10 protein-coding genes and 1 pseudogene are annotated in these 12,402 nt (G+C 69.7%); 8 read left to right on the plus strand and 3 right to left on the minus strand.

All coding sequences use genetic code 11. The features are described from left to right. Window positions 1–372: 372 nt before the first annotated feature. A pseudogene (locus ACFV8H_RS17780) lies at window positions 373–833 on the plus strand (transposase); the annotation flags it as partial. A gap of 213 nt (window positions 834–1,046) precedes the next feature. Here the strand turns inward: ACFV8H_RS17780 and ACFV8H_RS17785 are convergent. Beyond that, a complete protein-coding gene (locus ACFV8H_RS17785) occupies window positions 1,047–1,307 on the minus strand; it encodes a cold-shock protein (RefSeq protein ID WP_380400735.1) in 261 nt (86 codons plus the stop codon). Between the two features lie 209 nt (window positions 1,308–1,516). On the opposite strand from ACFV8H_RS17785, the gene ACFV8H_RS17790 reads away from it, so the two are divergent. From ACFV8H_RS17790 to ACFV8H_RS17810, 5 genes are all read left to right on the plus strand, one after another. Further along, a complete protein-coding gene (locus tag ACFV8H_RS17790; protein ID WP_380400736.1) occupies window positions 1,517–1,705 on the plus strand; it encodes a hypothetical protein in 189 nt (62 codons plus the stop codon). A gap of 93 nt (window positions 1,706–1,798) precedes the next feature. Next, window positions 1,799–2,596 (plus strand): hypothetical protein, encoded by a 798-nt coding sequence (locus ACFV8H_RS17795; RefSeq protein WP_380400738.1) that lies wholly within the window; start codon window positions 1,799–1,801, stop codon window positions 2,594–2,596. Further along, a complete protein-coding gene (locus ACFV8H_RS17800) occupies window positions 2,593–3,531 on the plus strand; it encodes a DUF6895 family protein (protein ID WP_380400740.1) in 939 nt (312 codons plus the stop codon). The genes ACFV8H_RS17795 and ACFV8H_RS17800 overlap by 4 nt, the downstream gene beginning before the upstream one ends. A 5-nt stretch (window positions 3,532–3,536) precedes the next feature. Further along, a complete protein-coding gene (locus ACFV8H_RS17805) occupies window positions 3,537–4,661 on the plus strand; it encodes a serine hydrolase domain-containing protein (protein WP_380400742.1) in 1,125 nt (374 codons plus the stop codon). A gap of 834 nt (window positions 4,662–5,495) precedes the next feature. Continuing rightward, window positions 5,496–6,521, plus strand: coding sequence for a hypothetical protein (locus ACFV8H_RS17810; RefSeq protein ID WP_380400744.1), 1,026 nt, complete (start codon window positions 5,496–5,498; stop codon window positions 6,519–6,521). Window positions 6,522–7,165: 644 nt separating this feature from the next. Here ACFV8H_RS17810 and ACFV8H_RS17815 read toward each other — a convergent pair. Both ACFV8H_RS17815 and ACFV8H_RS17820 read right to left on the minus strand, forming a co-directional pair. After that, on the minus strand, window positions 7,166–8,242 hold the full coding sequence (locus ACFV8H_RS17815; RefSeq protein ID WP_380400745.1) for a hypothetical protein: 1,077 nt from the start codon (window positions 8,240–8,242) through the stop codon (window positions 7,166–7,168). A 1,316-nt stretch (window positions 8,243–9,558) separates the two neighbouring features. Continuing rightward, the gene (locus ACFV8H_RS17820) at window positions 9,559–10,017 is read right to left on the minus strand and encodes a hypothetical protein (protein WP_380400747.1); all 459 of its coding nucleotides are present in this window, start codon (window positions 10,015–10,017) and stop codon (window positions 9,559–9,561) included. A 432-nt stretch (window positions 10,018–10,449) separates the two neighbouring features. On the opposite strand from ACFV8H_RS17820, the gene ACFV8H_RS17825 reads away from it, so the two are divergent. Next, window positions 10,450–11,121 (plus strand): response regulator, encoded by a 672-nt coding sequence (locus ACFV8H_RS17825; RefSeq protein ID WP_380400749.1) that lies wholly within the window; start codon window positions 10,450–10,452, stop codon window positions 11,119–11,121. Between the two features lie 29 nt (window positions 11,122–11,150). After that, complete coding sequence (locus tag ACFV8H_RS17830) at window positions 11,151–12,305, plus strand: sensor histidine kinase (protein WP_380400751.1); 1,155 nt, start codon at window positions 11,151–11,153, stop codon at window positions 12,303–12,305. Window positions 12,306–12,402: the final 97 nt, after the last annotated feature.

The raw sequence follows: 12,402 nt of genomic DNA on the forward strand, positions 1-12,402 counted from the left end.
GGCACGGCGTCACATCGGACGGCCAGGTGGCCCTGGCCGAGGTCCGGGGCGCCATCGGGGCTTGCGCGGGTCCCGCGGCGCCGGGGCCTGCCGTGTGACCGCTCCTCGGGGCGGTGCCGGCGAGGCCCTCTGCCGAGGAGTCCGCGCAGGCCTCGTAACCCCGGCTACGGGGGGATCGGCACGGGTGGCAACGGCCCTGGTAGCCGGCACGCCCCACGCCGGCGCTGTGCCTGAACGTGAAGTGCGTGGTCGGGTCCTGTTGCTAGTTCGGGTGCCGGGTCGCCGTCCCGGCCGACGGCTGTGTCGGGCCGTTGCCGCTGCGCGGCCGTCAGTGTGGTCCTGGTCGGCGTGGTAGGGCCTGGCGTCCTGTGTCGGATCGTGGGCCGTAAGCACGGCATCGTGACCGACACGCTCGGCCTCGTGCGCGCAGTCCTGGTCACCGCGGACGGCGTTTAGGACTCCAATGTCGGCGCCTGCCTGATTGACCAGATCGCCGCCGACCACCCCACGGTCCGTAAGACCTGGGTGGACGGCGGCTACCGTAAGCGCCTCTTCGGTCACGCCGCCGCTCTCGGCATCGACATGGAGATCACCGCCCGTACACCCGGGAGCAGGGGCTTCACGGCAATACCCAAACGCTCAGCGGTAGAACGGACCTACGGCTGGCTCATGCTGAACCGCCGCCTGGCACGCGACTACGAGACCTCCCGGGCCGCTCCGAAGCCATGATCCACCTGGCCATGCCCGACCCCATGGCTCGCGGAATCACTGGCGAGTCCACCATCCTCTGGCGTGACCCGACATCGACGGACCAATTCCACATACCAGAATGAAGCAACGGGAGAAAACAGCCGCCGAGTCGCGAACACATGGGACCCGAGTCGAAAGGTCGCGCAGATAGTGGATAATCCGAAAGGATGAGTTGGAAGAATCGCTTCTCCAATTTTGGTGCCCTAAGGGTGGTATCGCACAATCTCCCTGGTGCCATCGAGTACCGCCTGAAAGGTCCCCCGGAAGCCTGGGCGCGGCGCCCGGGCGATGCCATTTCACAGGAGCGCACGGCGCAGGGGTGGCCCTGCGTCATGCGAGGAGGTGGTCAGTCCAAGGGGGATGACGGCCGCGGCCTCCGGGTCTTTGGAGGTCTGCCGGAGCTCGTACTGGACCCGCTCGCCTTCGGTCAGAATCCGGTAGCCGGTGCCGATGATGTCCGAGGCATGCACGAAGACGTCCGGGCTGGAGATGTCCGGCTCCCTCACCGCGTGGGCGTCCTCGGTGTCGGGTTCGGGCGGCGAAGGTGCAGCGTGCATCACGTCACAGGCGGGCAGGTCCCCACCTTGGATGAAGTAGGCGAAGATGTCGGCCCTGCACTCGTCGGCAGACTGGGGCTGCTGCGCAACGGTGGTGGCTTCCCGGTCATGTGGCGTGCTGCGGTTGCCCTGGACGATTTGTAATCCTATCGTCGGTCAGGGGGGCATCGCCGGACCAGGCGATGGAACTTCGATGAGGAGGCACTCAGATGCTTACTCAGACTACGCGGTCGGCCCTCGCCACCCAGGCGGAGCTCGACGCGCTCTGCATGTTGATCACGGAGGACGAGGCGACCGTCAGCGACGCGCCCACGTACCGTCCGGAAGCCGCAGCCCTGCTGCTGCTGGCAGGTGCCCTGCTGCTGTCTCCGAAGCCGCCGAAGGAGAAGACCCGGTAGGCCGGGACCGACGGTACCCGGCACCGTCCGGAGTTCGTGAAGGTACTACCGCTCGTGACACCGCGCAGCACTCTTTAAGGAGACGCACGCACCATGCCGACCGCCGATCTCTCGCTCCGTGACGAATATGCTGCGGCGGTGGAGCGGCTGGCAGGCCGCACCCTCGACGCCCTCCGGGGATTCGAGGGTGCGCTCACTTCCGCCGACCCCGACACCGGCCGTCCGCTCCTCGCCGCCGCCCGGGTGCTCGGGCCGGACGTGCTCGCACCCCAGGTACTGGGCGCGGCCGAGACCGACGAGCAGGCCGTCCTGTTGCTGACCGAAGCCCATCAGGCATTCCCACTCGCGGTCTTCCCGCCACCCGCCGATCCGGGATCCACCGGAGCCGCCTGGTCCGTCGACGCGGACCAGACCGCCGACGCCGTCCTCATCGCCGCGTGGAGGGACTGGGCCACCATTGTGCTGCTCTCCCGGACACCCGGCGCCGATACTCCGTTCCCCGAACCAGCCAGCTCCCCGGCGCAGGGCCGGGGCGCACCGCACCCCGACCATGCCCCTCGGCCTGAGCCCTACGCCTGGCAGGCTTGGTCGGTCCGGATGGCCCAGTTGTCGGCCCTCGCGCTCCCCGGGCTCGACGGCCCTGTGCACAACGCGGCCCGCGAGCACACCCTCGATCTGTCGCGCGGCGCCGTCCGTTCGCTGCTGCGCTGCGACTACCGGGTCGCCGCGCGGCTGACCCGATGGCTCGCCTGGCTCGCCGCCGACGGACGGCCGCTGCCCCTGGAGGTCGAACCTGTGCTGGACCGGATCCGGGCCGTGGGCGACGGGAACACCCGAACCACACTCGAACTCGCCATCGCCGGACACCTGCTGAACGGAGCAGCTGAATGATTGACCATCAAACTCTATCCTCTGCTCAACAATTAGGCTCCCGTGCGATGGCCTGGCTGCACGTCTGCCACGAGCGCGGCTTCGGCCGGCTCCCCGACGACGTCACCATCGACCTGGCCGATCCGAACAACGCCTACAAGCCGCTCGCCGAGTCCGCCCTGGCTGCATCACTCGTGCTGCGGGACGGCGTCACCGGCCCGGACGACGCCCGCATCGCCCGCCAACTCCTGGACTTCGGCTGGGCCCAGCTGCGGGAGGGAAACCTCCTGTACGAGCGGCTGCTGCAATACCCGGTGATGACCGACCCGCTGGAAACGTACGTCCACTTCGCCCGGGCCGGTTACCGGCACGCCCCGCTGGAGGAGCTGCTGGAAACCCTGACGAAGGTCCGCGGGATCCAGGCCATCGAGATGATGCCCAACCGGCGGCTCGCGCTCGCCAACGCGCGCCGGGTGATCGGACTGCGCAACCAGCCCGACGACTGGGAAGCCCTCACCGCTCGGACCTGGCTCGGCGCCACTCCGGAACCGTGGGCGATCGACTGGCTGACCGGCTACCACATCACCCACGCCGTGTTCCACCTCACCGACTGGGGTGCCCGGCCCGAGGGCATGCCCGAGCGGATGCGCGAGTACGTTCGCAACTGGCTTCCGGTCTGGGTCGACACCTGGCTGGAGGTCGGCCAGTGGGACCTCGTCGGCGAGCTGCTGGCGGTCGACTCGTGTATCGGGGAGCCCGTCACCGGCATACAGGGCTGGGAGGCACTGGCCGCGATCCAGCGCGAGGACGGACTGGTCCCGCGCGAGAGCGCCGAACCGGTCTCGAACGACCCCGAGCAGGCCTTCCGCGACCACGAGCACACAGCCGTCGTCGCAGTGGTGGCCGGTACCGTCACCCTGTCCCGGGCGCTAGGCGGCGCCGCGGTGGCGGCCTGAACGCGATGAACGAACCGGACGCGACGGGCGGCCCGGACATGACCGCCAGCCTGGACCGTGCCCCCCACCCGGACACGGAGCTGGGGGGCGGGGCGGACGTCAGCGGTCCGGGCTCGGACCACCTACCCGTCCTGGTCCGGGCCGCCATGCCGTACGCCACCGCCGTTACCCTTGCCGTGGCCCAAGGCAACCGGACCGCCGTCCACTGCCACGGGCTGACCGCCCGCGGCGGGGAACCCTGCACACCCGACACCCTCTACGAACTCGGCTCCGTCACCAAGACGTTCACCGCGCTTCTACTCGCCGCCATGGCGGCTCGGGGCGAACTCTCCCTGGACGACCCACTGGAGCGCCACCTCCCGCCGCACTGGTGCCCACCGGGCCTCCGGCGCGGCGGCCCGATCCGGCTGTTGCACCTGGCCACCCACACCTCCGGGCTGCCCAAACTCCCGCCCGGACTGCTCGCGACCGCGCTCCCCACCTGGAGCAGCAACCCGTACGTCGCCTTCGACGACCTGCGGTTGCGCGTCGGCGTGGCCCGGACCACCGTGCGCCACACACCGGGTACGCGGTACAAATACTCCAACTACGGCGTCGGCCTGCTCGGCCGGCTGCTCGCCGAGACGGGCCGCACCAGCTATGCAGAGCTGCTCGCCGACCGCCTCCACCGTCCGCTCGGCCTGCACACCACCACCTGCTCCCCCGACGCCCCGCACCGCGCCACCGGTCACCGGCGCGGCCGGCCGCTCCAGCCCTGGCTGATCCCCGGGCTGCCGGGTGCCGGCGACGTCCGGGCCGGCGGCGCCGATCTACTGCGCTTCCTCCGAGCCCACCTGTCGCCGGGCGAAGGCGAGTTGGGGCGCGCGCTGCGTGACGTCCAGCGCCCGCGGCTTCAGCTGGCGCGCTCGACGGACCGGCTCGGGCTGGTCTGGAACCTGCGCGGCACCGCAGACGGCCGCGACCTCTACTTCCACTCCGGTGCCACCCGCGGCTTCACCGCCTTGGTCGGCTTCTGCCCGCAGACCGAGACGGCGGTCGCGGCCCTCACCAACACCGGCCCGGCGCTCAACGGGCGCTTCGTGCAGTCGGCATACGACATCCTTAAGCAGCTCACGAAGCCGACGGACTGAGCGGAAGGCGGGCGGCCGGGCCCGGGTGGTCAGCGCTTCTCGGGGTGCGCGGCGTCGGCGACGCCTCCAACGCCCACCGGGCGCAGCCGAGTGACGGCTGAGGTTTGAGGGGGTGTAGTTGAGGTCCTGGATGGTGTGTGGGTGGGGTGAGAGCGGCTGGACGGGGCTCTGGGGCGTTGGGCGGGGGCGTGGGCTGGGGTGTTGAGGGCTCGGTGATGTTGATCTTTGGTGTAGTGGGATTTGCGGTGCGCTCATGGCTGTTTTCGTGTTTTGGCTGGTCAGTGCTGTTCTTCCTGATCAGACGGGGTGTTGTTGAGGCCGACCGGGCGCTTGCCGGGGCCTGGTTCTCACTGATCTTGGGGTGTTCTCGGATCATGTCGGGTACGGGCGGGGTTGGCCCGGCCGTGTTCTCGCTGGTGTTGAGGGATTCTCAGCCGGTTTCGGCGAGGTGATCCAGGCGCACGCTGTCGAGGGTGGTTTTGGTGATGCGTTCGGTGCCGTCGAGACTCGTAGCTCCCGGCGGCGGGGAACCACCGCCGGGGCTGTGGTGCCCCGCCGTCCGGAGCCCCTCTGCGGTGTACACGCCTTCTGCCGGGCGCAGTGTCACCTGTAGGCGTTCGTCGAACGGATCCGGGTCGCTTGCGACATCCGGTGGAGTCCCGGGGGTGGGAGGCGTGTCGGCCGGGAGCTGGGGACCGGGGGCCGGATACTCCGGTTCCAGAAGCCGGCCGGGCTGTGCGCCCCGTTCGGGCGGTGCTGCGATGGCCGCCGTCGGGACGGACGGTGCCGACCGTGCTGATCCCTTTGCCCCCTTGACGAGAAATGGATGTTCCCATGCCGATCACACCTGTCCCCGCGCGCCGGGCGTGCGGGGTCCTGCTGCCGGTGCTGGCACTGGTCATGCCGATCGCGGTGTTCGCCGCGACGCCCGCGCAGGCCGCCACGGTGACGTGCACGGTCAACGGTGTCGAGGTCACCGGCTCGACGATCTACGGAACGGACGGCGACGACACGATCGACTGTCCCGCGATCCCGAGCGGGGTCGTGGTCAACGGGGGGCGCGGCAACGACAGGATCACCATCAACGTCGGTGACAAGTACAGCCCGAACGTGGTCGGCAACAGGGGCGAGGTCAACGGGGGAGAGGGGGACGACATCATCACGGTGCGCGGCGGCGACGGAGGCGGCGACGGCGACGACGGCAAGGCCGCCAACACCGGCGAGATCTATGGCGGGGGCGGCCACGACACCGTGGTCCTGACCGGTGGCAACGGGCACGCCGGAAGGGCGATCGCCCCCCTGAGGGACTGCGGGAACGGCGGGAACGGTGGGCACGGCAACGACGGACACATCAGTGCGCAGGGCAGCATCACCGTGACCGGGGGATCGGGCGGCCGGGGCGGCTACGACACCGATCCGGTCAACTGCAACGGCGGCAGCGGTGGCGACGGCAACAACAGCCGCATCATCGGCAGCGGGTTCGACAGCAGGGTGAAGGCCGTGGGCGGGCCGGGCGGCGACGGCAGGTCGGTCGGCAGGGGCGGCAACGGCGGGATCGGCAACGACGGCCGCATCACCGTCGACCGCGGCATCGCGAGTTCGACCTCGGTGGAGGCCTACGGCGGACGCGGCGGCAACGCCGAGTTCAACACGAGCGAGTACCGCGGCGCGGGGGGCGAGGGAGGAGACGGGAACAACCGCACCATCGACATCCTCCACGCCGGCAAGGGGTACGTGAAGGGTGGTGACGGCGGCAACGGTCGGCCCCCCGGCTCGGGCGGCAAGGGAAACGACGGCACCGTCAACACCACCCCCAAGGGCAACTACGACGCCCCCGGCGGAGCTGACGGAAGAAGCTGACAACACCGCGCCGGCCGCTCACGTAGGGTCCGTGAGCGGCCGGCGCGTGTGGCGGGCGGGCCCGCCGCCACGACTCCTCCGCGACGTACGCCTTGTGCTGGTCGACGGTGAGCAGGACCGTTCAGCTCTGCGGGCTTGGTGAGGTGAGGTTGAACCCGGCCGTCCAGCCGTCGCGGTGGGCGTCGGCGTTGATGCCCTCGGGCGGTCCGCGTTGAGCCTGAGCTTGCCAGGCTCCGGAGCGTGGAGCTTGCCGGGGCCTGAACGGTCCGCGCTCCGGCCGGCCAGGGGACGGCAGCGATGGCAGAGCGCGGACGCGGGTGAGGCCCGTGCACCGGTTGTGGTGCTCGGTGTGGGCGAGGCGGTTTGCTTCGGGAAGTGAGCTGCAGACGGCGCAGCGGTCATGCCCGGAGCCGCTGCTCGATCGTGCCGGAGGCTGAGCCCGGCATGCTGGAGCGTTCCGGGGCGTGTCGGCTGCACCCGTCCTGGAGCCGGTGTCGGAGATGCCTGCGAAGGGTCGACGATACCCATGTCGTGATCATGTTCTGTGATTCCGGATCTCTCCCATGGTGCCGTGGCCGGTGGCTGTCCTGGGTCCGTTCCGGGCCGCCGTCGCGCCGTTCGGGACGGTGACCATACGGGCGGGCCTATCCGGCGTGTGCCGCGAAGATCCACACGGTTGCCGCGGTGATCGCCGCGTACCCGGCGAGGCCGGCCATCGCGACGGTGCGGTGCCATCGTTGTGTCCGGGCGGAGGTGCCGTCGTGGACGGTCCGGCGCCAGGAGACGACGGTGGCGATGACGGCCAGGAGGACGAAGGCGAGGGTGAGGAGGTGGAGCCAGTCGATGAGGGTGAGTCCCACGGTGCTGCTGATCACGGTGTTGGCCTGCTGCATGTTGAGCATGACCACGAAAAGCCCGCCGCCGAGTATGGCCAGGCGGCTTTGGAGGGTGTTCAGCCGGTCGGTCATGCCCAGTTGCGCGGCGTGGGAGGGGAGCAGGAAGGTGGCGGTGACCACGAGGACCATGAGGTAGAGCGGTCCGGTGAGTTTCCAGAAGACGGTGGGGTCCTCCCGGGCCAGGTCGATCTGGACGAGGATCCTGCTGTAGGCGCTGGTGGTGCCCGGCGGCAGGCTGGCGTCGCCGAAGTTCGTGGGGAAGACGTGCTGGGAGTCCGCGAGCCGGTAGCCGGTGATGCGCCATCCGGCCGGCCGGATGCCCTTGTCGTAGGACGAGTTGGCGGTATCCGGGACCATCCGGAAGTCACGGTTCTCCGCCGCCGCTGTGACCAGTACCTGGACCCGCTGCCTGTCGAAGGGGAAGGCACGGACGTCCCAGTCCTGCCGGAAGGTCCCTTGCAGCAGTATCAGGTCCCGGAACCTGCCCGCTTCCGAGGTCAGGACGGGATCGCCCTTCTCAGGGTTGTCGGCGTTGGTGAACGCGGCCGTGGGCAGCGGGTCGAGTGCCCGGTCCGGGCAGACGGACCACAGGTACACCCGCGCGGAGAAGACACGCTGGGCGGGAACCAGGTCGTACAGATCCGCCAGGTACGCGCCGACGTCACAAGCCGGTACGGACGACCCGGCCGACGGCGCCGCGTGCGCGGCCGGACGCCTGTCGGCATCCGCGGGCGACCACATCGCGCACAGGCAGGCCACCACGATGACGAGGGCCGCGACGACGAACGGCCGCCGACCGCGCACCGTCTGAACCAGGTCGCTCAACCCTCACCCCTCACTGATGTCGCCGTCCCGCCGTGCAGGGGCAGGTGCGGGCCTTACCCGGGCCGGCACCGCTCCGGTCCCGCTCTCGTGCCGTCTTGCTTGCCGGCCCCGCCCCGACCGCTGTTCGCCGGGTTCCTGGTCCCTGCGAGGTCCGATTTCTATGGGCTTGCGCTGGCCAGGACCGTGGCCGTCGGCCGGATTTGTCCTGGAGGACGAATCCGGGGAGATGTCGACGGAGCACTGCAGGAAGGCCCCCGACCCTCCTCCGCCCCCACCGCCTTGCCCACCGTCGGCTCCGGAGGGGGCATTGACCTTGGGGCTGCTGTTCGAGCCCTCGCCTCCGCCGCCTGCCCCCACAGGTAGACGGTGATGTGCGTGATGCCTTCCGAGAGTGGGAACTCGTCGGACTCGGTGAACACCACACTGCCGTGACGGGCGGCGCGAGGCTGTGCCTGCGCGGTCAGCGGCGAGGCCAGCAGGAGGGCCAGCCCCGTCGCGGTTGTCAGCGATCGGCGGATGGGGTGATTCACCATGGCAGTCCCTCCTCTCGCGGAGCCCCTTCCCCCAAGCATCACTTACGGCAACTATACGTGCACTTTCTGTGGTCGACCGGGGTGTAACCTGTGGCGGCGCCCTGGGAGTCCTTGAGTCGGTAGCCGGTGATGCGCCATCCGGCTGGCCGGATGTCCTTGTCGTAGGACGAGTTGGCGATGTCCGCCAACGTCCTGGCCGGGCATACACTTCCCGAAGTGTGCAATGTTTGCATACGCAAGGATGGCGGGATCGCATTCGCCTCCCCTTCTGAGTTGATCGGGACTCAATGAAACTCGGAATTCTGCGGCTGTACGGCTTGTCGCGCGACTCGGCGGCGGCCGGTGGGCGGGGCGTTCCGGCGGCGGTGGGCTCGTCGGGGCCGCGCCCACTCGTTCGATGCCGTTGGACAGATCACAGGCTCAGTAGGACGGCAGCCCGTATCGGCCACAGGCGAGGAAGCCGATGATCAGGGCCGCGACGACACAACTCATCCCGCCCACACCTGGACTGCGTCGCGCCCGCTCACAGTAGATCAGCCCCGCGGCCGTCAGAACGAGCCCGGCGCCGTAGCACGGCCAGCCGAGGCTGTTGCGGACACCCTCGGTTCCGAAACGGAAAAGTGGGAACGTCACGGCCAGAAGAACCATCGGAACCGCGAAGAATTTGTCCACTGCCGTCGAAGCCCGCTTCCCGGGCCCCCGGTCCGCCATTTCCCTCACCCCTTCACACACCGGGTGCTTCCCCCGGGCCGGAGGTCCGGGGGAAGCACCACCGACCGTCGCTTACGGAACCATCTTGATCAGCTCATCGAGGACCCAGGTCTGGGCGCTGCTGTTCAGGGCCCACCACGCGGCGCGCACAGCCCAGTTCTGGTTCTTCATCCACTTGTCGAAGGCTTCCTTGCCTTCCTTCGCCTTGCCGATCGCGCCCTTGATGAGGCCGGGGGACTTCTTCAGCAGGGCGATGACCTTCTTGCCCAGCTCACCCTTGGCGCCGAACGCGGAAACCACCCCAGCGGGAGCGTTCTCCCGCTGGGCCTCCTGCATGATCTCCTCGGAGAGGCGCTGGATCTCGGCGAGTTCGGCCGACGTGAGCTCGACGGCCTGGTCGCCCGCGGCTGAGGCCGCGACCGAAACCTGGGCTCCGTGATGGGCCTGAGCCGCGGTCGCGAGCGGCGCTGCCACCATCAGCGAGGCGGTGGCGGCGACGGTGGCGGCGACAATCCGCAGATGAGAACGCATAGTTCTGTAGTTCCTTTCATCGAATGCCGTGAGCTGGCGGGATTTTCCGGCATGCCCGGTCCCGCTCCTATTTTCTGACGGTCTCTCAGGAAACTCTCGGCCTGCACGGACGACCGTCAGGCGGGCCCAGCTTCTCCCGCACCACCCGGTTCTGTGATCCCCCGAACCGGCCGCTCGGGGACCGCCGACCGGCTGCCTGCCACCCGCCACCCGGCTGCCGCGGACCGGCCCGTCGGCGATGGTTAAAGTCCACGGCCTCTGCGGCCACGCAGCCTCCGTACGCCGATGACCGCTCCGAAACCGTGCTGGTTCGTACTCGCCGCGACCGGTTACATTGGACGCGGCGGCTGCGTGGATCGCGCCGCGCACGGGGCAGGTTCGGAACGGTCGACCGGATCCGAAGGAATCAGGACGACAGGGCGGGGCGCGGGCGTGATCCGGGTTGTGGTGGTCGACGACGAGGCACTGATCCGGTCGGGCTTCAGCCTGATCCTGAACGCGGCCGACGACATCGACGTCGCCGCCGCGGTCACCGGCGGACAGGCCCTGGACGCCGTCGCCGCACACACACCGGACCTGGTGCTGCTGGACATCCGGATGCCCGACGTCGACGGGCTGGCCCTCCTGCGCCACCTACGGCAGCTGCCCCACCCGCCCGTGGTGGCCATGCTGACCACCTTCGACTCCGACGAGTACATCGCCCAGGCACTGCGCTCGGGCGCCGCGGGCTACCTCCTCAAGGACACCGACCCCGACGACCTCGCACCCCTCGTCCGCTCGCTCGCCGACGGAGCCGTGGTCCTGGCTCCGCAGATCGTGCCGGCCGTGGTCGAGGGCTACCTGCGTCATCACCACGGCCTGGAGTCCGCCGCCGCCCGTACAGCCGCACTCGGCGCCGCACTCACAGGACGCGAACGCGAGGTCCTGCTGCTCCTCGCCCGGGGACTGACCAACACCGAGATCGGACGGAGCCTGCACCTGAGCGTCGGCGGCGTCAAGGAGCATGTCAGCGCGCTCCTGGCCAAGCTCGCGGTGAACAACCGGGTCCAGGCCGCCCTGTGGGCACAACGCGCCGGCCTGCTCGATACAGAGGGCGCTCAGTGAGTGCGGCCGGCGCGGCGGTGCGTGCCACGGTGAGCAGGTTGCGGGCCGCGAGGTCGTTGCCGCCGCGGGTGGTGGACATCCTGCTGGTCGTGGTGATGCTGGCCATCGAATGGGGCTTCGAGCTGTTCATGGTCTGCTACCAGCGCCACACGGGCTACGACCTCCTCGTCTTCGCCCCGCAAGAGCGGGCCGTCGAGTCCCTGATGATCCTCTCCGTGCTGCTGCGCAGACGGTATCCGGTCGCGGTGTTCAGCGCCGTTCTCCTGGCATCGGCTCTGACTGGAATCACCGACAACTTCCTGACGCTGGTGGTACTGGGCACTGTCGCGGAGCGCTCCCTGGGCCGGGCACTGGGCGCGGCGGCGGCCTACCTGACGCTGCGGTCGTGGACATTCTGGCAGGGCGCGCCTCTCGCGGGCGGCCCCGTGTACTACCTGCGGCTTTCGGAATGGGCCGTGCTCACCGCCGCGGCAGTCCTCCTCGGCCGCCTGATACACACCCGCCGGGTACTCGCCCGAAGCATGGCCGAACTCCGCGAGACCCAGGAACACGAACGCGAACTGCACGCCCAGTCCGTCCTGGCACGCGAACGGGCGCAGCTGGCAAGGGAGATGCACGACGTGGTCTCCCACCAGGTGAGCCTGATCGCGGTGGGCGCCGGAGCCCTGCAGATCGGGGCGGACAGCAGCGAGACGAGGGAGGCGGCGCGCACGATCCGCAAGCTGAGCGTCACCACCCTGGAAGAGCTACGGCACATGGTCACCCTGCTGCGCGCCGTCGGCAGCACGGACAGCGGGATCACCCCCCAGCCCACCCGGGAGCGGCTCACCGCTCTGGTGACGGGCAGCGGCCTGGACGCCCGTCTGATCGGTGAGGTACCCGAAGGCGCCGGCGCGACCGTGCAACGGGCGGTGTACCGGATCGTCCAGGAAGCCCTGACCAACGTGCGCAAGCACGCCCCGGGCGCCACCGCGACGGTCGAGATCCGCCACCACGGACAGGTTCTGGAGGTGACCGTGACCAACACGGCCCCGACCCGGGCCGCTCTCCAACTGCCAGGCTCCGGGCTCGGCCTGGTCGGACTGCGGGAACGAGCCGAAAACCTCCACGGCACCCTGGCCTGCGGCACCACCCCCGACGGCGGCTACCGCATCCACGCCACCCTGCCCGGAATCGGGCACTGACCGCCGCCACGCCGCACACGCCCGTCGCCGATCAGCGAGGCCACGCGCGGGAGATGAACCGTGTCCCAGACGGGCCGACGCCGCGACGCTGCAGAGG

The sequence above is a fragment of the Kitasatospora sp. NPDC059827 genome, assembly GCF_042731675.1.
GTDB lineage: Bacteria > Actinomycetota > Actinomycetes > Streptomycetales > Streptomycetaceae > Kitasatospora.

Excerpts from the sequence above, each read along its gene's own strand:
- ACFV8H_RS17800 (WP_380400740.1), top strand. The coding sequence starts at position 2,593 with ATGATTGACCATCAAACTCTATCCTCTGCTCAACAATTAGGCTCCCGT.
- ACFV8H_RS17805 (WP_380400742.1), top strand. The coding sequence starts at position 3,537 with ATGAACGAACCGGACGCGACGGGCGGCCCGGACATGACCGCCAGCCTG.
- ACFV8H_RS17785 (WP_380400735.1), bottom strand. The coding sequence starts at position 1,307 with ATGCACGCTGCACCTTCGCCGCCCGAACCCGACACCGAGGACGCCCAC.
- ACFV8H_RS17810 (WP_380400744.1), top strand. The coding sequence starts at position 5,496 with ATGCCGATCACACCTGTCCCCGCGCGCCGGGCGTGCGGGGTCCTGCTG.
- ACFV8H_RS17795 (WP_380400738.1), top strand. The coding sequence starts at position 1,799 with ATGCCGACCGCCGATCTCTCGCTCCGTGACGAATATGCTGCGGCGGTG.
- ACFV8H_RS17820 (WP_380400747.1), bottom strand. The coding sequence starts at position 10,017 with ATGCGTTCTCATCTGCGGATTGTCGCCGCCACCGTCGCCGCCACCGCC.
- ACFV8H_RS17790 (WP_380400736.1), top strand. The coding sequence starts at position 1,517 with ATGCTTACTCAGACTACGCGGTCGGCCCTCGCCACCCAGGCGGAGCTC.